Consider the following 20,459-nt stretch of genomic DNA (forward strand, 5'->3'; position numbering starts at 1 on the left):
CGCGTTCATGACCTGTCGCCTTTAAATAATTTCGAGATCGGCGCGCAACGCACCCGCCGCTTTCATCGATTGCAAAATCGAGATCAGATCCGCCGGCGTCGCCCCGAGGGCATTCAACGCCTTGACCACGTCCGCGAGCGTCGCGCTTGCCGCCACTTGCTTGAGCGCGCCCGTGTCCTGCTTCAACTGGATACTCGACTGCTTCGCCGCCACGGTTTGTCCGTTGGAGAACGCGCCCGGCTGGCTCACGGCGGTCGTCGTGTTGATCACCACCGACAAATTGCCATGCGCGACCGCGCAGTTCTGCAGCGTGACCATCTGGTTCATCACGATAGAACCCGTGCGCGCATTCACGATCACCTTGGCCGCGGCCTGCGCCGGCCTGACATCGATATTCTCAAGCTGCGCCATGAACGACACCGTTTGCGACGGATCGGCCGGCGCGCGCAACTGGATCGTGCGGCCGTCGAGCGCGATAGCCGTGCCCATGCCGAAATCGTTGTTCACTGCCGCCACGATCTTCTGCGTGGTGTCGAAGTCGAGTGTGTTCAGCTCCATGGTCATCACGCCGCCGGCTTGCGTCACCGCTGCGGGCACCGCGCGTTCGACCAGCGCGCCGCCCGGAATGCGGCCGACTGCAAGCTGGTTGACCTGGACCTTGCTGCCGTTCGCACTGGCGCCCGCACCGCCGACCGCGAGATTGCCCTGCGCCATCGCGTAGACCTGGCCGTCGGCGCCTTTGAGCGGCGCCATCAATAACGTACCGCCGCGCAAGCTCTTCGCATTGCCAAGCGATGACACCGTTACATCGATCGCTTCGCCCGGCCGCGAGAACGGCGGCAAGACGGCCGTCACCATCACGGCCGCGACGTTCTTCAACTGCATGTTCTGCGTGGTCGCGGCGTTCAGCGTGATGCCGAGGTTGCCGAGCATGTTCACCAGGCTTTGCGTGGTGAACGGCGTCTGGGTCGTCTGGTCACCGGTGCCGTCGAGGCCCACCACGAGGCCGTAGCCGATCAACGGGTTATCACGTACCCCCTGGAACGAAACCAGGTCCTTGAGGCGCTCCGCCTGCGCGGTCTGCGGAAGTGCGGCGACCGCGGCAACAAAGGCCAGCGCAATGGAAACGGAGCGAAGAAAGAGTTTCATGGTCAGAAGGGCGCCACGTTGAGGAAGAAGCGCTGGAGCCAGCCCATCTGCTGCGATTCATCGATATAACCCTTCGCCGAATATTCAATCTTCGCGTCCGCCACCTGAGTCGAAAACACGGTGTTGGTGCCGGAGATGGTCGTCGGATTGACGACGCCGGAGAAGCGCACGAATTCGTTGCCCTGGTTGATCAGCATCTGCTTTTCGCCGCTCACGACCAGGTTGCCGTTGGGCAGCACGTCGGTGACGGTAACCGTCAGCGTGCCGTTAAAGGTATTGGCCGCGCTCGCGCCGCCTGCGCCGTTGAAGCCGTTTGAACCGCTGGCGCTCAGGTTGGTGTTGTGGAACAGCCCGCCAAAGAGACCCGGCGTGACGGGCACGGCGAACGCCTCGCTGGCGTTACGCGCCGCATTCGCCGCCGATGACTTCGTCGCATTCACGTTTTCCGCAATCACGATAGTAATGATGTCGCCGGTATTGCGCGGCCGCTGGTCTTCGAACAGCGGCCGTCCCGCGTATCCCGCGTTGTAGATCGCGCCAGGCGATGCCGAATTCAGCGGCGGCGCCGGCGGGCGCGCTGTCATCGGCTGCTGCGTGATCGGCTCTTTGGGCACGAGCGCGCAGGCCGCCAGCGCGACGAGCGAGAGCACCGATGCGCTGCGGATGCGTGATAAGCATGAAAGTTGTGATGACATCTTCGTGGTCCTTCGGAATGACGCTGCTGATGCAATTGATGCGGTAGGCGCGGGTTGCCCCGGCTTAAACCTGCATCTGGCTCAGCGTCTGCAGCATCTGGTCCGACGTGGTCACGGCCTTGCTGTTGATTTCATAGGCGCGCTGGGTCTGGATCATGTTGACCAGTTCCTGGACCACGTTCACGTTCGATGCTTCCACATACCCCTGCTGCAACTGCCCCGCTCCGTTCAAACCCGGCGTCACGACGTTCGCATTGCCGGACGAAGCCGTTTCGGCGAACAGGTTCTCACCGCGCGCGTCGAGGCCGGCCGGATTGACGAAGGTCGCCAGCTGCAACTGGCCGACTGTCGTGTTGGCCGCACTACCTTGCTGCGTCACCGTGACCGTGCCATCCGAGCCGATGGTGATACCGGTTGCGGTCGTCGGGATCGTGATGGCCGGGCTGACCTGATAACCGCTCGATGTAACGAGCTGACCTTGCGCGTTGGTCTGGAACGAACCGTCGCGGGTGTAGGCGGTCGTGCCGTCGGGCATCGTCACCTGGAAGAAGCCGTTGCCGTTGATGGCGACGTCCTTCGAGTTGCCGGTCTGCGACAGGTTGCCCTGCGTGTAGAGGCGTTCGGTCGCGACCTGCTGCACGCCGGTACCGATCTGGCTGCCCGACGCCAGTTCGGTTTGTTGCGTTGAATTCGCGCCCGGCTGGCGGACGGTTTGATACAGCAAGTCCTCGAACACCGCGCGCGAGCCCTTGAAGCCGTTCGTGCTGACGTTGGCGAGATTGTTCGAAATCACGTCCATCTGCGACTGCTGGGCGTTCATGCCGGTTGCGGCGATGTAGAGAGAGCGGTTCATGTTTTTTATCCTGATACTGCGGATTAACTGAAGTCGAGCAGTTTGTTAGCCGACTGATCGTTCGAGTTGGCCGAATCGAGCAACTTGGTCTGCATCTGGAACTGGCGGGCGTTGGTGATCATGTCGACCATCGCGGACACCGCATTCACGTTGCTGCCTTCCAGCGACGCGGGCGCGACCGTCACCGTCGGATCAGCGTCGGCGGGCTGGTTATCGGCGGTGCGAAACAGGCCGTCGTCACCGCGCGTCAACGCCCCTGCTTCGGGATTGACCAGCTTCAACTGGTCTACCGTCGCAATCGATGTCGGCGGGTCGCCCGGCATCAGCGCAGTCACCGTTCCGTCCTTGCCGATGGTGACTTCCGCGCCCGGCGGAATCGACATCGGGCCGGCATTGCCGAGCACCGGCAGGTTGTTTGCCGTGACCAGCTGGCCGTTGGCATCCACGTGAAGGTTGCCTGCACGCGTGTACGCCTCGCCGCCATCTTCCGTCTGCACGGAAAGCCAGCCCGGACCCTGGACGGCGACGTCGAGCGGATTGCCGGTCTGCTGGATCGGACCCGGCGTGTAATCGGCGCTCGGCGTGGACGACAGCACGAAAGTGCGCGTGGTCGCGTCGCCGGACGCACCGTTCTCGAAGTTCATCGGCACCTGGCGAAACGCGGAAAGCTGCGCACGAAAGCCCGTCGTCGACGCATTGGCGAGGTTGTTCGCCGTGACGCTCTGCTGCTCGAGCGCCTGTGCGGCGCCGCTCATCGCGGTATAGATCAGACGGTCCATTTATGACTCTCTCGTGCGCGGCTTGGCTGCGGCTCTTACAGGTTGATGAGCGTCTGGTCGACGGTTTGCTGCGTCTTGATCGTCTGCGCGTTCGCCTGGTAATTGCGCTGCGCCGTGATCAGGTCAACCAGCGAACTGGTCAGGTCGACGTTCGAGTTTTCCACCGCGCCGCCTTGCAGCGAGCCGTGATTGGTCGAACCCGGCACCGACACTTGCGCCAGACCCGATGCCGCGGTCTGCTGATAGTTGTTGCCGCCCAGGTCTTGCAAGCCGTTCTGGTTAGCGAACGTGGCGAGCGCGATCTGGCCGAGCGCTTGCGTCTTGCCGTTGGTGTACGTGCCCGTCAGCGTGCCGTCGGGCCCGACCGAAAAGCCCGCCAGTTCGCTCGATGTATAGCCGTCCTGGGTGCTGTTCACGAGGCCGGTCGTCGCGCCGTATTGGGTCGTGCCGGCAAATGACATCGACATGGTTTGCACCGCGGTGGCGCTATTGGACGCGCCATCCGGAATCGAAAACGAGAACGGCGTGATCGCGGTGGCGGGCGGGGTCGGTATCAGGTTGCCCGACTGGTCGAACGAAACCTTGCCCAGGTCGCCAGCTACGCCAGTCGACGTTCCCGTGACCGGGGTGTTGCCGGCGCCGGTCGTCGCATACGCTTCCCACGATCCCGTCGATTGCTTGACGAAAAACACGTTGACCGCATGCGTGCCGCCAAGCGAGTCGTTGACGTTGATCTGGCTGGTGGCGCTATAGGTGTTCGCGTTGGTCGGATCGAACGGCGTTTGGGTCGGGACCGTAGCCTGCGAGTTCAGGTTGAACTGAAAACTCACGTTCTTGGTCGCGGCCGGCGGCAAGTTCGAGTTCGGCACGACGAGCGGTACGGTCGACGACGTGTTGATCACGCCCTGCGCATTGGCTGCATAACCCATCAAGGTCTGGCCCGCTGCGTTGACGATCGTGCCGTTGGCCGCCAGGTTGAACACGCCGTTGCGCGAGTACACGTTCGCACCGTTCGCCGACATCTGGAAAAAACCATTGCCGTTGATGGCGACGTCCAGCGCCTGGCTGGTCGTGGTGATCGTGCCCTGGCCGAACTGCTGCTGCACTTCCGACATCTGCGAGCCAATGCCGATCTGGTTGTTCACGGCGGTGGCCACCGAATTCGCGTACATATCGGCGAATTGCGCCTGCCCTTGCTTGAAGCCGACGGTGTTCGCGTTGGCAATGTTGTTGCCGATCACATCGAGGTCGTTCGACGCGCCGGACAAACCAGATAAACCTTGTTGGTAACCCATGACGGTCTCCGCTTCTAGAAGATTGAGCTAATGAATAAGGGCTTAGAGAATCGACGCAATGCTGGTCAGCGGCACCGTCTTGCCGGTCGACAGCATCACGCCTGCCGTGCCGTCGGGCTGCTGCACCACGCTTTGCACGACCGATGCGGACAGCGCGGTCGCCGTTGCAGCCGTACCGTTGACCGTGCCGCCTGCCGAAAGCGTGTACGTGCCGTCGGGCAGCGTCACGCCCTTCGAGTCGGTCGGCGTCCAGCCCGAGATGGGCACCACGCCTGCGGGCTGCGCGCCGAGGTCGATCGTCTGCACAACCTGGCCGGCGCTATTCGTGATGCTCACCGTCATGTCGCTGAGCGCGTTGGCCGATTGCACGCCGAAGGTGCTGGCCTTGCCGCCGCTCACGGTCATGGTGTTGCCCGGGGCGAGCACGGTTCCGCCGATCAGCGACGCAGCCTGCGCGCCCTGTCCCGCTGACAATTGCGTGGCAAGCGAGCTGAGCGACGTGTTCAACTGGCCGATCCCCGACACCGTGCTGATCTGCGCGAGTTGCGAAGTCATCTGCGAGCTGTCGGTCGGGTTGGTCGGGTCCTGGTTCTTGAGCTGCGTGACGAGCAGCGTCAGGAAGGTGTTCTGCAGGTCGGCAGGCGACTGCGCGCCGCTCGCGCTGGAGCTCGAACTGGCAGACGAACTGCTCGATGTGCCGTTCATGGTGTTCAGCAGCGTCTGCGACATCGCCGCGCCGTTGTTGCCGATCGAAGTATTGGTTGTCACGGGGTTGTCCTCAGGTTCCGATCGTCAGGGTCTTAAGCATCAGCTGCTTGGCGGTATTGAGCGTTTCCACGTTCGCCTGATACGAACGGGACGCCGAAATCATGTTGACCATTTCCTGCACGGGATCGACGTTCGGCAAGGTCACGTAGCCGTCCGGGTTCGCTGCGGGATTGGTCGGGTCGTAGCTGGTTTTCATCGGCGTGGGGTCGTCGATCACGCCCGTCACCTGCACGCCGCCCACTTGCTGGCCGGACGCCGTGCGCGCGCCGCCGAGCGGATCGACGGCGAATACCACCTGCTTCGCCTTGTATGGCTGGCCGTCCGGGCCGGTCGTGCTGTCCGCGTTCGCCAGGTTCGAGGCGGTCACATTCAGGCGCTGCGCCTGCGCGGACATCGCTGAACCGGCAACGTTGAAGATGTTCATCAGAGAGGGCATTGCTTCTCCTCGTTATTTAGTTCGACGTGATCGCCGAGAGCATCGTCTTGATCTGCGACGACACCACGGTCATGCCGGCCTCGAAATGCAGCGCGTTGTCGGCGAACTGGACGCGCTCTGAATCCATGTCGACGGTATTGCCGTCAAGCGCCGGCTGGCTCGGAATCCGGTAAGCCAGGCGGCCGTAGTCGTCGGTGCTGCCGCCGCTGGCGGTGAGTGTCGTGGTGCCGGACATATGTCCCGCCGATGTCGTCGCGAGCGCCGCGCCAGTCGACACGCTCACCGGTTGCGCCATCCGCAGCGGCGCGGTGGCCGATGCCGTGGCGTTCGCCGGCGCGCCGTTCTTTTTCAGCGCGCCTGCGAGGGCGCTTGCGAAATCGACGTCGCGTGCCTTGTAGCCCGGGGTATCGGCGTTCGCAATATTCGACGACAACAGTTCCTGCCGATAGGCGCGCACATCCAGCGCTTCGCGGCCAAACGCAAATTCCTGGTCGAGCTTGTCAAGCATGCGGTCCTCCTTCAGCTTCGATGTCTCGTGATCGGTGGCGCCGGGATTGCCGTCGGCCATCGAAGACTTTTGCATGAGACGAATCTTAGGAGCGAGACGCAAGATGCAATCAGACGAATAACAGGGAAAGGCGGCCTCTATTCGACGCTTGCCTTTAGCCGGCGAAACCTAGAATTCGTCTCGTGGGTCGATCGTTGATGGGTTTCACGTTGGCGGCTGGCCGGATTCGCTGGATCTGTTTGGGATTTATCTGGGAGAAGCACAATGCACAGCTTCACTGCGCCTGCTTGCAAGCCGGCGGTTCATCGCCTGGCCGCAAACGGCCTGGTGAAAGCCCGCGCGCGTCTGGCTAGCGGTGTTGCGCTGCGCGGTCCGGTTGCGCTTTGCGTGCTTGCATTGGCTCTGCTGACGGCCGGCGTGACGACCGCGCGCGCGCAGGATGCGGGCGGCGGCAGCGGCACGATCATGATTGCCGGTCCCGGCGAAACCAATCCCGCGGATGTCGTGTCGATGGCGAAAGACGCCGGCATGTCCGTGGACGGCGGCACGAGCCAAGCTCAGCCGGCGCGCACGTCGCGTCCTGCGGGTTACGCCGCGGCGGCTCATGCAGCCGATGCCGCCATGCGCGCGGCCGCGCTGGCACTCGATGCCCACGCCGATGCCGCCGACGCATCCTCCTCTGCCGCCGATACCAGCGGCCTGATTGTGATTCCAGGGCCGGGGGAGGCGAAGACGGCGGCGAAGCCCATGGCCGCAGCGCCCAGGCTGGCGATGACGCCAAGCCGGACGGCGGCTGCATCGAACAATTCCTCCGATGCGCCCAATGCCGCCGGAATGATCGAGATCCCCGGTAACGGCGAGCCGAAAGCGGCTACTTCTATTAGTAACGCTGGAAAAACCGCCGTCGATACCCTTCCTCGCGTCACGACATCGTCACGTGACGTGATGCCCGTGGTCGTCGCGACGGACGGCAGCGCATCGGCCCAAACCATTCCGCGCGTTGCCTCGCGAGGCTTCCAGGCAAGGCCCATCGCGGCTGCACCCGCCGCGCCGGTCGCCGGCATGATGCCCGTTTCGATGCGCGCCCCGGCGCCCATCCGCGCCCCGCTCCAGCCCGCACCCGCCATGGCCGGTGCGCCGAACCAGGCCACGCAGGATGGCGACGCGGTGCGTGCCGCCGCGCTCGTCTTCCTGACGCAGCAGGCGGCAGGTTTGCCCGGCAAGGCCGATATCACCGTGACACCCGTTTTCCCGCGCGGCCTCGCGGCGTGCTCGACGCTTGAGCCGTTCCTGCCGGCGGGTTCGCGTCTCTGGGGCCGCACCACCGTCGGCGTGCGTTGTTCCGGCGACCGGCCCTGGACGCTCTATCTGCAAGCACGCGTCTCGGTGATGGCCACGTATTACCTTGCCGCCCGCGCGGTTGCGCCGGGCGAAGTGCTCACGGCCGCCGACCTGATTCCCCGCGACGGCGATCTCACGTCGATGCCGCAAGCCATTGTCACGGACCCGTCACAAGCCGTTGGAGCGGTGACGTTGTCGCGGCTCGCGACGGGGCTGCCGCTGCGTACGGACATGCTGCGAGGCGCCGGCGCCGTAGTGATCGGACAGAGCGTGCACGTGGTAACAAACGGCGCTGGCTTTTCGATATCGGCAGAAGGCAGCGCCATGAATAACGCCGCGCCCGGGCAGCAAGTCCGCGTCAAGACGGCCGGGGGACAGATCATTTCCGGCGTCGTGAAGGACGGCTCGACCGTGGAAATCCAGCTTTGAGAAAGGGGTCGGGAACCCCCTATGTGGGTTATCCCTCACTTGTTTCAATTTGTTGCAATTCCTTGCCAAGCTTATCCAGCAAGGCTGAGCGGGAGATCGAGGTAACTGGCGTGGGGTCTGAGCGGCGGGAGGGTTAAAGTTTTTACATCGGTCCGCCGATAAAAGGATCACATCGTCAGGGAAGACCATCGTGAAAATCGATTCCAGCAACACCAGCCAGATCGCAGCATTGCAAGAAGCTGCACAACAGCGTGCGGCGCAAGCCGACGCGCAACCGACCAGCACGACGGGCGGCACGACCAGCAGCACCAGCAGCACCGGCGGCGCCGGAAGTTCGAATTCGACCGTGAGCTTGTCGGCGCTGTCGACGGATTTGCGCACGTCGGGTTCGTCGGCAGATATCGATACGGCGAAAGTCGCGTCGATCAAGGCCGCGCTGAACGACGGCAGCTACAAGGTCGATTCGGGCAATATCGCCGACGGCATGCTGAGCAGCGCACGTGAACTGATTCAAACGAATACCCCGCCGGCCGGTGGCTGAGCATAGCGGCTATGTGTTGCAGGCGACGCGCAGAGCGAGCCCGTGGCACAGGACGATAGGCTTCAGATAAACGCATCGTTTCCACGATGCAGCGCCGGGCGGCTTTTTTTGACCTTGGCACCGCTATGAATGCGGGCCGGAGTTTTTAGCGAGTCGCCCATGAAAGACGCCCTGCTTGCCACTGTTATTGACGAAACCGCTGCCGTTCAGGCGTTCGAGTCGCTGCTGGTCCACGAAGAGAAAGCGCTGATTGCGGCCTCGCCGCTTGAAACGCTGCCTTCGATCATCGAACAAAAAACTGCGTTGACCGAGCAGCTTGCCGCACTGGAACGCCAGCGCGACGAGCAACTTGACGCGCTTGGACTGCCGAAGGGTTTTATCGGCATGGAAAAAGCCGTTACCGGCGACGAGGCGCTGGCCTCGCGCTGGCAGGAATTGCTCGCCGCGGCGGGACGCGCGAGGCGCGGCAATAACAGCATTGGCGTGCTGATCCGCTCACGCATGGAATACAACCGTAACGCGCTTGCCGCATTGACCATGGCGCCGCCGAAGTCGGCGTTCTATGGTCCCGATGGGCGTGTGCCGGGGATCTACGGGGTGTAAAACCGGTTCTGCGTTCAAAGGCCGGCCGATTCAAAACGCTTCGCTGCGCGCTGTGTCCCATTTCGGGACCGGCGCGTTTTTCATTTCACGTGGCCGTCTAAGCTCCGCGCCCCTTCCATCGCCCGAATTACCCCCGTTTCTCCGCCCTGATCACGCGATGGCCGCTCGCTGCTTTTCGCAATAATCGCTCCACTGGATCAATGCGTCAGGCTTTCACGGAAGCCCGGCAGGACTGGAGCACAGCGAAGTGGCAGAAGAGAGTGACGTCGAAAAGACCGAATCAGCCACTCCCAAGCGCCTCGAAAAGGCGCGGGAGGAAGGCCAGGTCGCGCGCTCGCGGGAGCTGACGTCGTTCGCGTTGCTTGCTGCGGGATTTGTCGGCATCTGGGGATTCTCCGGTCCCGTCAGCCTGCATATGCAGGCCATCTTGCGCGGCGCGTTCACGTTCAATCACAACACTGTCCTCGATACCAACCAGATGCTGATTGGCGCGTCCGCTGCCGGCAAGGAAGGTTTCATGGCCTTATGGCCGGTGCTCGCGCTGACGGCCCTCGCTGCGGCCGGCTCGCCCTTGGCGCTCGGCGGCTGGCTGCTCAGCACCCAGGTCTTGTCGCCGAAATTCAGCCGCCTGAATCCTATCAGCGGGCTCGGCAAGATCTTCTCGATACAAGGGCCGATCGCGCTCGGCATGTCGATCCTGAAGACCCTGGTGGTCGGCGGACTGGCCGGTTGGGCGATGTGGACCCGCAAGGACCAGGTGCTGGGCCTCGTCACGAAACCGCTGAGCCTCGCGCTCGCCGACGCCATGCACTTGCTCGTGGTCTGCTGCGGCACGGCGATAGCGGGGCTGTTCCTCGTCGCTGCGGTCGATGTCCCGTACCAGCTCTTTTCGCACGCCAAGAAGCTGCGCATGAGCAAGGAGGAGGTTAAGCGCGAGCATCGTGAAAGCGATGGTGATCCGGCGGTGAAGGCGCGCATTCGTGCGCAGCAACGTGCCGCTGCCCGCCGCCGGATGATGACTTCCGTCCCTACCGCCGACGTGATCGTCACTAACCCGACCCACTTCGCCGTCGCGCTGAAATATGCCGATGGCGAAATGCGCGCGCCGAGGGTCGTCGCGAAGGGCGTGAACCTCGTGGCCGCGCGTATCCGCGAACTGGCGCTCGAACATAACGTACCGCTGCTCGAAGCGCCGCCGCTTGCACGGGCGCTGTATCACAACGTCGAGATCGACCGCGAGATTCCGGGCGCGCTGTACGGCGCCGTCGCGCAGGTGCTGGCGTGGGTGTACCAGTTGCGCAAGTTCAAGAAAGACGGCGGCAGCCGGCCGGACGAACCCGAGAACCTCGACGTTCCTCCCGAACTCGATAAAGGCAGCGTCCCCGAATCAGAAGCCGATCAGGAAGCCGCTGAAGCCTTGGCTCCCGACTCTGCCGCCAATGATGGAAATGACCCGATGAAAGGAAGCAAAGCATGAACGCGCGCGCCGGATTTTTCTCGAAGCGCCCTGACGCATTGGGATCGCAGAATTTGCGGGCTTTAGCCGGCCCGGTGCTGATCTGCATGATCCTCGGCATGATGATCTTGCCGCTGCCGGCCTTTTTGCTCGACTTGCTGTTCACGTTCAACATCGCGCTGTCGGTGATGGTGTTGCTCGTCAGCATGTACACGCAGAAGCCGCTCGACTTCGCCGCGTTCCCGAGCGTGCTGCTGTTCTCCACGCTGCTGCGTTTGTCGCTGAACGTAGCGTCCACGCGGATCGTTTTGCTCGAAGGCCATACCGGCCCCGATGCCGCCGGCCAGGTGATCGAATCGTTCGGCCACTTCCTGGTGGGCGGGAATTTCGCGGTCGGTATCGTGGTGTTCGTGATCCTGATGATCATCAACTTCATGGTGATTACCAAGGGCGCGGGGCGGATTGCCGAAGTGGGCGCGCGCTTCACGCTCGATGCAATGCCGGGCAAGCAGATGGCTATCGATGCCGACTTGAACGCCGGCCTCATCAACGAAGATCAAGCGCGCAAGCGCCGCTTGCAAGTAGCGCAGGAAGCCGAGTTCTACGGCTCCATGGATGGCGCCAGCAAGTTCGTTCGCGGCGATGCGATCGCGGGCTTGATGATCATGATCATCAACATCGTGGGCGGCTTGATTGTCGGGATGCTCCAGCACGACATGGACTTCGCGCACGCGGCCACGAACTACACGTTGCTGACCATCGGCGATGGCCTCGTCGCGCAGATCCCGTCGCTGATCATTTCGACGGCAGCGGGCGTGATCGTGTCGCGCGTGGCGACTGAAGAGGACATTGGTACGCAGTTGACGGGGCAACTCTTCAACAACCCGCGCGTGTTGATGATTACGGGCGTGATCATCGGGATCATGGGGTTGATTCCGGGCATGCCGCACTTCGCGTTCTTGCTGCTGGGCGGCGGTTTGATCTACGCCGCGCGTTCCATGAACCAGCGCATTTTGGCGAAGAAGAAAGCGTCGCTGGTAACCGACGTTGTGCCTGCCGCCGCTGCGCCGCTCGAAAATACGGAAGCGAGCTGGGACGATGTTGCGATGATCGATCCGCTTGGGCTCGAGGTGGGGTATCGGCTGATACCGCTGGTCGACCGGAATGCGGACGGCGAGTTGTTGAAGCGGATCAAGGGAATTCGCAAGAAGTTTGCGCAGGAAATCGGCTTCCTGCCGCCGGTGATCCATATCCGCGACAACCTGGAGTTGCGTCCGAATGGTTATCGGATTGCGTTGAAGGGCGTGGAAGTGGGTGTTGGCGAAGCGTTCCCGGGCCAATGGCTTGCGATCAACCCGGGGCAGGTCTCGGCGACGTTGCCGGGAAATCCGACGCAGGATCCGGCGTTTGGTTTGCCAGCTGTGTGGATCGATACAAACCTGCGCGAACAGGCGCAGGTCTACGGCTACACCGTGGTCGATGCCAGCACCGTCGTGGCGACTCACCTTAACCATCTGGTCGTGACGCACGCGGCCGAATTGCTGGGCCGTCAGGAAGTGCAGGCGTTGCTGGAGCGCGTTGGCAAGGACACGCCTTCGTTGACGGACGATCTGGTGCCGAAGACGTTGGCGTTGACGAGCTTACAGAAGGTGTTGCAGAACTTGCTGGACGAAGGCGTTCCTATCCGCGATATGCGCACGATTTTGGACGCATTGCAGGAACACGCGCCGAAGATATCGGATGCATACGACCTGACTGCGGCGGTGCGTCTTGCGTTGGGCCGCGCGATTACGCAGCAGTGGTATCCGGGCAGTGGCGAGTTGCAGGTGATGGGATTGGACCCGAATCTGGAGCGGGTGTTGTCGCAGGCGTTGCAGACGGGTGCGAATCCAGGGCTGGAGCCGGGCTTGGCGCAGACGCTGTTGAACTCAACCCAGAACGCGATTTTGCGTCAGCAGAACATGGGATTGCCACCGGTGCTTTTGGTGCAACATTCGTTGCGGGCGATGCTTGCGAGGTTTCTGCGGAGGAGTTTGCCGCAGTTGAAGGTATTGTCGTATGCAGAGGTTCCGGATACACGGAATATCAAGGTGATGAATTTGATTGGGCAGGGGTGATCGCTGGCGCTCGGGGTTTGGGCGTGGACGGGTATGGGTTGGGGTCAATGCCAGGTTGCCAGGTTCTGGGGTTAGCGGTCTGGTTCATTGCCGGGTTGCACGGGTTCTGGCGTTAGCGGTCGGAGTCATCGCCGGGTTGCTGCTTTCCAGGTTTTTGCGGGTTTAGTGTTCGATGTTTTCTTTATCACTATTAGCCACTGCGCGTGGCGGCGCGTCATTTCTTGGTCCTTAGCGGTTAGCGACAAAGAAACGAAGCAAAGAAAACGCTTTCACCGCTCTACCCAAAGTGTCCACAGCGTGCAGTTTTCATTCACGGGTGCCCCAAAAGCACGGTGCTCGCCAGAGCTTAGGATGTGTGAACCCCTCCTTCTCGCGAATCCTGACAGTAAAACGCTTCGCCCCGTACGCTCTCGGGCAAGCACCCTTGCCCCACGGACCTGCACGGCCTTACGCGTTTTTGCGGCTCCGTCTCTTTGTAGCTTGGTTGAGTGGTCTGCGCTGCAGAAGCGTGGCCAGCTTCGCCAATCCCAGCCTGATGCGTACTACTGCTTCAATTTTTGGTGAGTTGATTGGTCGGTTGCATGGAATTCTTGGGTACGGCCTCACGCGTTTTGGTGTGCTTGTTTAGAGGTGTGTTGGCATTTTGGTTCGTCATGCGTACAAATTCAGTGATTGGTTTTCCGCGGATAGCGCGGGGTGTTCCTTGGGCAGGTTCAGTCGCTAGTGCTTGCCCGAGAGCGTACGGGGCGAAGCGTTTTACTGTCAGGATTCGCGAGAAGGAGGGGTTCACACATCCTAAGCTCTGGCGAGCACCGTGCTTTTGGGGCACCCATGAATCAAAACTGCACGCTGTGGACACTTAGGGTAGAGCGGTGAAAGCGTTTTCTTTGCTTCGTTTCTTTTTCGCTAAGGACCAAGAAATGACGTGCCGCCACGCGCAGTGGCGTGATAAAGAAATCAGCCAACATAAAACCCGCGAAGACCTGGAAAGCAGCAACCCGGCAATGACTCAGACCGCTAACGCTAGAACCTGGCAACCCGGCACTGCACCCGACCGCTAACGCTAGAACCCGCGCAACCCGGCACCAAACACCAGACCAAGTGCGAACGCCCTCAAAGCCGTGCAACCCCTCGCAACCTGGTAACCCGACTAAAAATCGCATAACAAGCACACGCGACGATTATCGAATCGAGCGACGGAATGCTCGTGAAGGAAAACACACCCTTCACCGTCATGAACCCGACCAGCGATCCGAAGATCCACGCAACGAACGTCAGCACCTTCACCAGCAGGTTTTTTTCGCGTGCGAGCGTCTTGATTGCGCGCTCGTGGGCGAGGCTGACGTTGTCGCTGAAAAGCATCACCGACAGCCCCAACCGCAGCGCCTTGATTGCTTCGGCGGCGGCGTAATCGCCGGGATCGAGATCAAGGCGAGATTCGATGCCGCCTGCTGTTCCACCGCCATCTCGAGGCTACCAAGCGGCGGCGGGCGTACACCGTCGCCACTCGACTCTTCCGGCTTGCTGTTCAAACGCTCCTCCGCAATGACGAGCGCGCCGTCGCATGCAGCAATCTCCCCGCGCACCGCGATCACGAGGTCGTTCGGACCGGCTTTACAACCGTCGTCCAGCGCGGCGTCACGCAATTGCGCCAGGTTGGTGCTCGTTCCCATCACCACGGAGGCCTGCTCGATGCCGTCAAGCATCGAGATGTGCGCGGATATCTGCATCAGGGAAACAGAGTCCTGATACATGTTCTTGAAGACCTTGGTTCTTATGCTCATTTCAGCTTCCGGTAATCGTTACACTTGCATGGTCGAGATTCAGCCAAGTGTCCGCCTGGCGAACCCGGCGTTACATATGCTGGATGCCATCGGCCCGATTAACTCAATACTGTTTTTCCGCTAATCCGTATAAAGGATCAGTTCATTCCTTCCGCTCTACTTTCCCAAGCACTCTTATTCCGTGCAGAAAACCTCCGAGACAATCCGCGCCCGATGACGAGCCGAATTTCATCACATTGATTGCCGAAAGTTTCATGACTGCCGGTGTGGTTCCGTGAATCAGGAGGCTCGTCAAATGATGGATTGATTGTGAATAGTGTCCCTGTAACGCAAGTTCCAGATAATGCCGGCTGATACTGGTCGTCCGGTGAAGCTGACTCTTGATTGCCGGACGCAATAGTTTCAAATGAGCGGATATGGCGCCAAGGTGCTGCCACGGCCATAACGACGCCAGATAACCCAGCAGATAGTCGTCGCCATCCGGCGTCAGCCCGGCGCCGTAACCGATCAGTTCCGCAACACCGCTTTCCAGCTCCGCCTTTCCGTCCTCGGGGTTCAAGCGAGATTTGCGGCCGCCCGGTGGCGAGCCCGGCAGTAACTGCAGGCTGCTGCGCACCTCGCGCTCCATGCAGTACTCCAACAACTGGCTCGCCAGCACCGGATACGCCGCCAGCAGCACGCGCGGCGATTGGCCGCTCTGCACGCGATCCGCTCCAGGGCGCCAGCACGGCGCTAGGCTCAGGTTCGCCCGCCAGAGCGTGCCGCGCAGCAGCTCGTTGTTCTCCAGCGTGACGGGCTGGCGAGAGTGCGCCTGATGCCGCCAATCCCGGCCCGGCGGCGTTGCAAGCCTGATCGCCGTGGGCAGGTTCTGATACCGTGGACTCAGCAAGGTCAACAACTCGCCGCTCGCCGACGCCATGTTCATGGCGTGCTCAAAGCAGCTATGAACCCAGAACCGCAGCGTCTCGTGCGGCCCGTGCTCCGCCATATAACCGACCGAGCACACGGGAAAAGTGAGGAGGCGCGCCATGGCGGTCCGGCTGATGTCAGTCACGCAAGTCAGCCACGCAAGCCGTCGACAATGGCGGCTGCGTCGCTGACCCAGCCGAAGATTGCGCCCTGCGCCTTGATCATCTCCAGCGCGGATTTCTGGAATTCCGGAAAATACGATCCGATGCAATCCGCCGGAATAATGCATTCGTAGCCGCGGTCATTCGCTTCGCGAACGGTCGTAGTCACGCAGACTTCAGTGGTCACCCCGCACACGACAAGCGTCTTGATCTCGTGGTCTTGCAGGATTAGTTGCAGGTCGGTTTCATAAAATGCGCCCTTACCCGGTTTGTCGATAATCGGTTCGCCGAACGTGGGGTACAGCTCTGGAATGATGTCGTGCCCGGCCTCGCCGCGAACCAGGATGCGGCCCATGGGGCCGTCCGTGCCAATGAACGTCTTGCCGCCGCGCGTCAGTTTTGCAGGCGGACAATCGGCCAGGTCGGCACGGTGACCCTCACGCGTATGGATCACCAGCAGCTGCGCGTCACGCGCCGCCTTCAGCACTTTCCCGCACGGGACAATCGCGCTGCGCACGAGAGAGACCTCGTTTCCCAACGCTTCACCAAAGCCTCCCGGCTCGACAAAATCACGCTGCATCTCGATCACGACCGGTGCAGTTGTTTTTGTATCGAACGGGAGTGGGAATGGTTGTGCGTGAAATAGTTTTTCCGCCATTTTTATATTCCTTGATTAATGTCAGGACGTGAAATGCATGCTCTGCTATTGCAATTTATTTGAATTGTCCTTCGATTTATTATAGGTAGGTTCGTCTTGATGGACGATAGATATTTTGTCGAGTCAATCACTGTTCATTGATTTTCAAACTTGATTGAAGTCGTTTCAAAAACTCAATAAGATCGATATTACGAACTATAGGGCGCGGTGTTGCGGAACAATAAAACGAAAGGCGAAATAATCACCGCGGCCCTGCAGCGGAATAACACGACGGGTAATGAAATATCTCTACGAGTGTTTCATTGCAGTTGCCGTGAACACCATTGCAATTGTCTGACGTTTAAACCTTCCCGCACTTCCCCGATGCCGCCCGCGAACCGCTTCCGGCATCGATCTCCCGAATTACCCCGCTTTCCCGGCTCTTATCAGCCGATGGCCCGACACCCACCCTTGCAATAATTCATTCACAGGAAAACGGTACGTCGCTCAAAACGTGGCGCACCGGTCAACCGCAACAGATCAAAGTGAGCGCGAGCTCATCGGGGGGTAAATGAACATCCGCAAATTCATCGGTGCCACGAGTCGCGAAGCGTTCCGGCTCGTCCGTGAAGCACTGGGCCCCGATGCGGTCGTGTTGTCAAATCGGGTAACCGAAGACGGCAGCGTCGAGATCGTTGCGGTCGCCGACGGCGATCTCGCGAAGATATCTCCGAAAGCCGCCGCTCAGCATCGCGAAATGAAGCTGCGGGAGTCGGCCGGCAATCATCAGTTGGCGGGGCCGTCACGGTCCTACGAGCAGCCGAGTTCGAATTCGAACGCGGGTTCCAACCCCTACGCGAACGGCGATGTCTTTTCGTCAGTGTTCGGCGCCAATCCCGAACCGCTGGATGATTTCGAGCCGGAACCGCAAGCAGACGACGTATCGCGCACGATGGCTGAATCGAATCCCTGGCTGATCGAACATGCCCGCCGGGTGGCGCAGTCGGCCGCTGAAACCGCGCCGCAGCGCGCGCTGAGCGCATCGTCGGCGATTGCGAAGGGATTGGGTAATCCCGTGACCGTCACGCCGCAGGCATCCTCGCAAGCCCCGGGATGGACCCGCGAAGCGGCGCAACTCGCCGCTCGCCGCGCAGAACAAAAAACCGCACAGGCCCAGTTCCAGCAGGAAGCCAACACGTCCGCGGCCCAATCCGCCAGTTCGATGCAGGAAGGCGCGTTCGCGGGCCTGCCGGCATCGGCGGCTGCCGCTGTGACTGAAGCCATCCGCAGCCGCATGGAGCAAGTCGTGAACGACACCGTCATGAATGAACTGTCGTCGATGCGCGGCATGATGGAAGAGCACTTCGCCGGCTTGCTGTGGGGTGATCGCCAACGCCGCAGCCCGAACCACGCCGCACTGACCAAGCGCCTGTTCGCTGCTGGTTTCTCCGCGCAACTGGTCCGGATGCTGATCGACAACATGCCGGAGATCGAACAAGCCGAAGCGTCGATGGAATGGGTTCAGCAAGTGCTCGAAAACAACCTGCCCGTCATGGACAGCGAAGAATCGATGATGAACCGCGGCGGCGTTTTCGCGCTGATGGGACCGACGGGCGTAGGCAAGACCACGACCACCGCCAAGCTCGCCGCGCGCTGCGTAATGCGCTTTGGCGCCAGCAAGGTCGCGCTGCTTACCACCGACAGCTACCGGATCGGCGCGCACGAACAGCTGCGTATTTTCGGCAAGATCCTCGGGGTATCGGTGCATGCGGTGAAAGACGCGGGCGACCTTCAACTCGCGCTCTCCGAACTGCGTAACAAGCACATTGTTCTCATCGACACGATTGGCATGAGCCAGCGTGACCGCACTGTGGCCGATCACATCGCCATGTTGTGCGGCGCCGGCCATCCGGTGCAACGCCTGCTGCTGCTCAACGCAACCAGCCACGGCGATACGTTAAACGAAGTAGTTCAGGCGTACCAGAGCACGCCGGACCAGCCGCCGCTCGCGGGCTGCATCCTGACCAAGCTCGACGAAGCCACGAACCTGGGCGGCGTGCTCGACACCGTGATCCGCTACAAGCTGCCCGTGCATTACGTATCGACGGGACAGAAGGTGCCGGAAAACCTGTATGTCGCGACCAAGCGCTTCCTGATTAAAAGCGCCTTCTGCATCCCGCGCGACGGCTCGCCGTTCGTGCCGCAAGACGACGATGTGCCGCCGCTCCTGTCCGCGCTTTCCGCGCGCGCTTCCACCGAACTGCATGAGGTTCACTTTGGATAAGTTCGTGTCCGATCAGGCTGAAGGCCTGCGCCGGCTGCTGACGCGCAATGGCTCGCGGGTCGTCGCGGTGTGTGGCGCCCCGGCAGGTGGAATGGGCGGAAGCGGCAATACGTCGACGGTGGTGAACCTCGCGTCCGCCCTCGCCGCGCAAGGCAAGGATGTGCTGGTAATCGATGAACGCCAGAACGGGTTGTCGGTGACCCGGCTGGCCAAGGTGCCGGATAACGGTGCACTGGGCGCGGTCTTGTCCGGCAAGCGTTTTTTGCAGGACGCCGTCACGCGCACGCCGTTCGGCTTTTCGGTGATTGCCGCGCCTCGCGATGAACGCATCAGCCAGGACGCTGCGCATTGCCGGGTGCTGCTTGACGGACCCGCCGATGTCGTCCTGATCGATACCCAGCTCGATCGCAGCGGCGCGCTCTCAAATCTGGCCGTGCAAGCGCACGACTTCGTGATCGTGACCCGCGTAGCGCCCGCCGCGATCACCGAGGCGTACGCCTGCATCAAGCGTCTGCACTACGCACACGCGATCGGCCGGTTCCGGGTTGTCGTGAATCACGTGAAGAACGGCGCAGACGCGAAAATCGCCTTCGATAACCTCGCCGGCGTCGCCAATCGTTATCTCGCGGTGCAACTCATGCCTGCCGGTTGCGTAGCAGAAGATCCGCGCGTGGCGCGGGCGCATGAACTATCGCGTTGCGCGGTGGAAGCTTTTCCGGCGACGGCGGCCGCCCGGGATTATCGGCAGATTGCCGCTGAATTGCAGTACTGGCCGATGCCGAAAGCGTCGCAGTTTGAATGGCCCGTGCAGTCCTTGCGAGCGGAAACGCCGCACGGATTGGAGCGCTCGATCAACTCCGGCGCGGTTCGCCGCACGGAAACACCATTGATGCAGCTTGCGATGAGCAGCGCCGCGTCCGTGTGATGCAGCAAGAGAAGGAACAAGGTGAATGCGATGTATAACGCCCAGGGAAAACTGTCACAGTCCGAGGTCCTGACCCGCTACGCACCGTTGGTGCGCCGGCTTGGCCTGCAACTCGTGGCGAAAATGCCGGCTAGCGTCGATCTGGATGACTTGATCCAGGCCGGCATGATCGGTTTGCTCGATGCCGCCAGCCGTTATAAAGAAGATCAAGGCGCTCAGTTCGAGACCTACGCCAGCCAGCGGATTCGCGGCGCGATGCTCGACGAGTTGCGCGCCAACGACTGGCTTCCGCGCAGCATGCGCAAGACTTCGCGCGAAGTGGAATCCGCGGTGCACAAGGTTGAACAGCATCTTGGACGCTCGGCGAGCGAGCAGGAAGTGGCTGAGCATCTGAACATGCCGCTGATCGAATATCAGGCCATGCTGCAGGATCTGCATGGCAGCCAGTTGATCTATTACGAAGACTTCGACCGGTCTTCCGATGACGAGCCGTTTCTCGATCGTTATTGCGTCGATAAAGCCGACCCGCTTTCCGCGTTGCTCGATGGAAGCTTGCGTTCGGCGCTGGTCGAGGCAATCGATAAATTGCCTGAGCGCGAAAAGCTGCTGATGAGCTTGTACTACGAGAAGGGCTTGAATCTGCGCGAAATTGGCGCCGTGATGGAAGTCAGCGAATCGCGTGTCTGCCAGTTGCATAGCCAGGCCGTTGCGCGGCTGCGGGCCAAGTTGCGGGAACAGGCTTGGTCGGGCGTGGAGGCTTGAGTATCGGCGAATGAAAAGACGGATGGA

Annotated in this window: 20 protein-coding genes; 8 read left to right on the forward strand and 12 right to left on the reverse strand. The window is 61.4% G+C overall.

Translation table 11 applies throughout. The features are described 5' to 3' along the window. Positions 1 to 21: 21 nt before the first annotated feature. The 8 genes from ACSQ83_RS07665 to flgB all read right to left on the reverse strand — a co-directional run bounded on the left by ACSQ83_RS07665 (position 22) and on the right by flgB (position 6,483). On the reverse strand, positions 22 to 1,149 hold the full coding sequence (locus tag ACSQ83_RS07665; protein WP_436227722.1) for a flagellar basal body P-ring protein FlgI: 1,128 nt from the start codon (positions 1,147 to 1,149) through the stop codon (positions 22 to 24). Positions 1,150 to 1,151: 2 nt separating this feature from the next. Beyond that, positions 1,152 to 1,844, reverse strand: coding sequence for a flagellar basal body L-ring protein FlgH (locus ACSQ83_RS07670; protein ID WP_436227723.1), 693 nt, complete (start codon positions 1,842 to 1,844; stop codon positions 1,152 to 1,154). A gap of 64 nt (positions 1,845 to 1,908) precedes the next feature. Further along, the gene (flgG, locus tag ACSQ83_RS07675) at positions 1,909 to 2,697 is read right to left on the reverse strand and encodes a flagellar basal-body rod protein FlgG (protein ID WP_436227724.1); all 789 of its coding nucleotides are present in this window, start codon (positions 2,695 to 2,697) and stop codon (positions 1,909 to 1,911) included. Between the two features lie 23 nt (positions 2,698 to 2,720). Beyond that, positions 2,721 to 3,476: a flagellar basal-body rod protein FlgF gene (flgF, locus tag ACSQ83_RS07680; RefSeq protein ID WP_436227725.1), complete on the reverse strand. Its 756-nt coding sequence runs from the start codon at positions 3,474 to 3,476 to the stop codon at positions 2,721 to 2,723. A 35-nt stretch (positions 3,477 to 3,511) separates the two neighbouring features. Continuing rightward, complete coding sequence (flgE, locus tag ACSQ83_RS07685; protein ID WP_414947845.1) at positions 3,512 to 4,771, reverse strand: flagellar hook protein FlgE; 1,260 nt, start codon at positions 4,769 to 4,771, stop codon at positions 3,512 to 3,514. Positions 4,772 to 4,813: 42 nt separating this feature from the next. Then, complete coding sequence (locus tag ACSQ83_RS07690) at positions 4,814 to 5,539, reverse strand: flagellar hook assembly protein FlgD (protein WP_436227726.1); 726 nt, start codon at positions 5,537 to 5,539, stop codon at positions 4,814 to 4,816. Between the two features lie 10 nt (positions 5,540 to 5,549). Then, entirely contained in the window at positions 5,550 to 5,975 is a 426-nt protein-coding gene (gene flgC / locus ACSQ83_RS07695) for a flagellar basal body rod protein FlgC (RefSeq protein ID WP_087646941.1), read from the reverse strand. A gap of 16 nt (positions 5,976 to 5,991) precedes the next feature. Beyond that, positions 5,992 to 6,483, reverse strand: coding sequence for a flagellar basal body rod protein FlgB (gene flgB, locus ACSQ83_RS07700; protein ID WP_436227906.1), 492 nt, complete (start codon positions 6,481 to 6,483; stop codon positions 5,992 to 5,994). Positions 6,484 to 6,747: 264 nt separating this feature from the next. On the opposite strand from flgB, the gene flgA reads away from it, so the two are divergent. From flgA to flhA, 5 genes are all read left to right on the forward strand, one after another. Beyond that, on the forward strand, positions 6,748 to 8,253 hold the full coding sequence (gene flgA, locus ACSQ83_RS07705; RefSeq protein ID WP_436227727.1) for a flagellar basal body P-ring formation chaperone FlgA: 1,506 nt from the start codon (positions 6,748 to 6,750) through the stop codon (positions 8,251 to 8,253). 190 nt (positions 8,254 to 8,443) lie between these two features. After that, a complete protein-coding gene (gene flgM / locus ACSQ83_RS07710) occupies positions 8,444 to 8,794 on the forward strand; it encodes a flagellar biosynthesis anti-sigma factor FlgM (protein ID WP_436227728.1) in 351 nt (116 codons plus the stop codon). A gap of 159 nt (positions 8,795 to 8,953) precedes the next feature. Continuing rightward, positions 8,954 to 9,397, forward strand: coding sequence for a flagella synthesis protein FlgN (locus ACSQ83_RS07715; RefSeq protein WP_414947841.1), 444 nt, complete (start codon positions 8,954 to 8,956; stop codon positions 9,395 to 9,397). A 247-nt stretch (positions 9,398 to 9,644) separates the two neighbouring features. Beyond that, positions 9,645 to 10,874, forward strand: a complete 1,230-nt coding sequence (gene flhB / locus ACSQ83_RS07720; RefSeq protein WP_436227729.1) for a flagellar biosynthesis protein FlhB — start codon at positions 9,645 to 9,647, stop codon at positions 10,872 to 10,874. After that, complete coding sequence (gene flhA, locus ACSQ83_RS07725) at positions 10,871 to 12,970, forward strand: flagellar biosynthesis protein FlhA (RefSeq protein WP_414968142.1); 2,100 nt, start codon at positions 10,871 to 10,873, stop codon at positions 12,968 to 12,970. The genes flhB and flhA overlap by 4 nt, the downstream gene beginning before the upstream one ends. Before the next feature lie 1,113 nt (positions 12,971 to 14,083). Here the strand turns inward: flhA and ACSQ83_RS07730 are convergent. The 4 genes from ACSQ83_RS07730 to ACSQ83_RS07745 form a co-directional block, all read right to left on the reverse strand. Next, the gene (locus ACSQ83_RS07730; RefSeq protein ID WP_414947838.1) at positions 14,084 to 14,335 is read right to left on the reverse strand and encodes a hypothetical protein; all 252 of its coding nucleotides are present in this window, start codon (positions 14,333 to 14,335) and stop codon (positions 14,084 to 14,086) included. Then, positions 14,332 to 14,754, reverse strand: a complete 423-nt coding sequence (locus tag ACSQ83_RS07735) for a hypothetical protein (protein ID WP_414967638.1) — start codon at positions 14,752 to 14,754, stop codon at positions 14,332 to 14,334. The genes ACSQ83_RS07730 and ACSQ83_RS07735 overlap by 4 nt, the downstream gene beginning before the upstream one ends. Positions 14,755 to 14,896: 142 nt before the next feature. After that, a complete protein-coding gene (locus ACSQ83_RS07740) occupies positions 14,897 to 15,808 on the reverse strand; it encodes a DUF2877 domain-containing protein (RefSeq protein ID WP_436227730.1) in 912 nt (303 codons plus the stop codon). Between the two features lie 5 nt (positions 15,809 to 15,813). After that, complete coding sequence (locus ACSQ83_RS07745; RefSeq protein ID WP_414967636.1) at positions 15,814 to 16,482, reverse strand: cysteine hydrolase family protein; 669 nt, start codon at positions 16,480 to 16,482, stop codon at positions 15,814 to 15,816. Between the two features lie 550 nt (positions 16,483 to 17,032). On the opposite strand from ACSQ83_RS07745, the gene flhF reads away from it, so the two are divergent. From flhF to ACSQ83_RS07760, 3 genes are read left to right on the forward strand one after another with little or no spacing between them, the layout of a single operon-like run. After that, the gene (gene flhF, locus ACSQ83_RS07750) at positions 17,033 to 18,745 is read left to right on the forward strand and encodes a flagellar biosynthesis protein FlhF (protein WP_414947835.1); all 1,713 of its coding nucleotides are present in this window, start codon (positions 17,033 to 17,035) and stop codon (positions 18,743 to 18,745) included. Further along, a complete protein-coding gene (locus tag ACSQ83_RS07755; protein WP_414947834.1) occupies positions 18,738 to 19,670 on the forward strand; it encodes a MinD/ParA family ATP-binding protein in 933 nt (310 codons plus the stop codon). The genes flhF and ACSQ83_RS07755 overlap by 8 nt, the downstream gene beginning before the upstream one ends. A 30-nt stretch (positions 19,671 to 19,700) precedes the next feature. Beyond that, positions 19,701 to 20,432: an RNA polymerase sigma factor FliA gene (locus ACSQ83_RS07760; RefSeq protein WP_299719865.1), complete on the forward strand. Its 732-nt coding sequence runs from the start codon at positions 19,701 to 19,703 to the stop codon at positions 20,430 to 20,432. The last annotated feature ends 27 nt before the right edge of the window (positions 20,433 to 20,459 follow it).

The organism is Caballeronia sp. LjRoot29 (assembly GCF_964252755.1).
GTDB lineage: Bacteria > Pseudomonadota > Gammaproteobacteria > Burkholderiales > Burkholderiaceae > Caballeronia.

Bases quoted from the DNA above. Each gene is read 5' to 3' on its own strand.
- ACSQ83_RS07665 (WP_436227722.1), bottom strand. From the start codon at position 1,149: ATGAAACTCTTTCTTCGCTCCGTTTCCATTGCGCTGGCCTTTGTTGCC.
- ACSQ83_RS07670 (WP_436227723.1), bottom strand. From the start codon at position 1,844: ATGTCATCACAACTTTCATGCTTATCACGCATCCGCAGCGCATCGGTG.
- flgG (WP_436227724.1), bottom strand. From the start codon at position 2,697: ATGAACCGCTCTCTCTACATCGCCGCAACCGGCATGAACGCCCAGCAG.
- flgF (WP_436227725.1), bottom strand. From the start codon at position 3,476: ATGGACCGTCTGATCTATACCGCGATGAGCGGCGCCGCACAGGCGCTC.
- flgE (WP_414947845.1), bottom strand. From the start codon at position 4,771: ATGGGTTACCAACAAGGTTTATCTGGTTTGTCCGGCGCGTCGAACGAC.
- flgC (WP_087646941.1), bottom strand. From the start codon at position 5,975: ATGCCCTCTCTGATGAACATCTTCAACGTTGCCGGTTCAGCGATGTCC.
- flgB (WP_436227906.1), bottom strand. From the start codon at position 6,483: ATGCTTGACAAGCTCGACCAGGAATTTGCGTTTGGCCGCGAAGCGCTG.
- flgA (WP_436227727.1), top strand. From the start codon at position 6,748: ATGCACAGCTTCACTGCGCCTGCTTGCAAGCCGGCGGTTCATCGCCTG.
- ACSQ83_RS07715 (WP_414947841.1), top strand. From the start codon at position 8,954: ATGAAAGACGCCCTGCTTGCCACTGTTATTGACGAAACCGCTGCCGTT.
- flhA (WP_414968142.1), top strand. From the start codon at position 10,871: ATGAACGCGCGCGCCGGATTTTTCTCGAAGCGCCCTGACGCATTGGGA.
- ACSQ83_RS07735 (WP_414967638.1), bottom strand. From the start codon at position 14,754: ATGAGCATAAGAACCAAGGTCTTCAAGAACATGTATCAGGACTCTGTT.
- ACSQ83_RS07745 (WP_414967636.1), bottom strand. From the start codon at position 16,482: ATGGCGGAAAAACTATTTCACGCACAACCATTCCCACTCCCGTTCGAT.
- flhF (WP_414947835.1), top strand. From the start codon at position 17,033: ATGAACATCCGCAAATTCATCGGTGCCACGAGTCGCGAAGCGTTCCGG.
- ACSQ83_RS07760 (WP_299719865.1), top strand. From the start codon at position 19,701: ATGTATAACGCCCAGGGAAAACTGTCACAGTCCGAGGTCCTGACCCGC.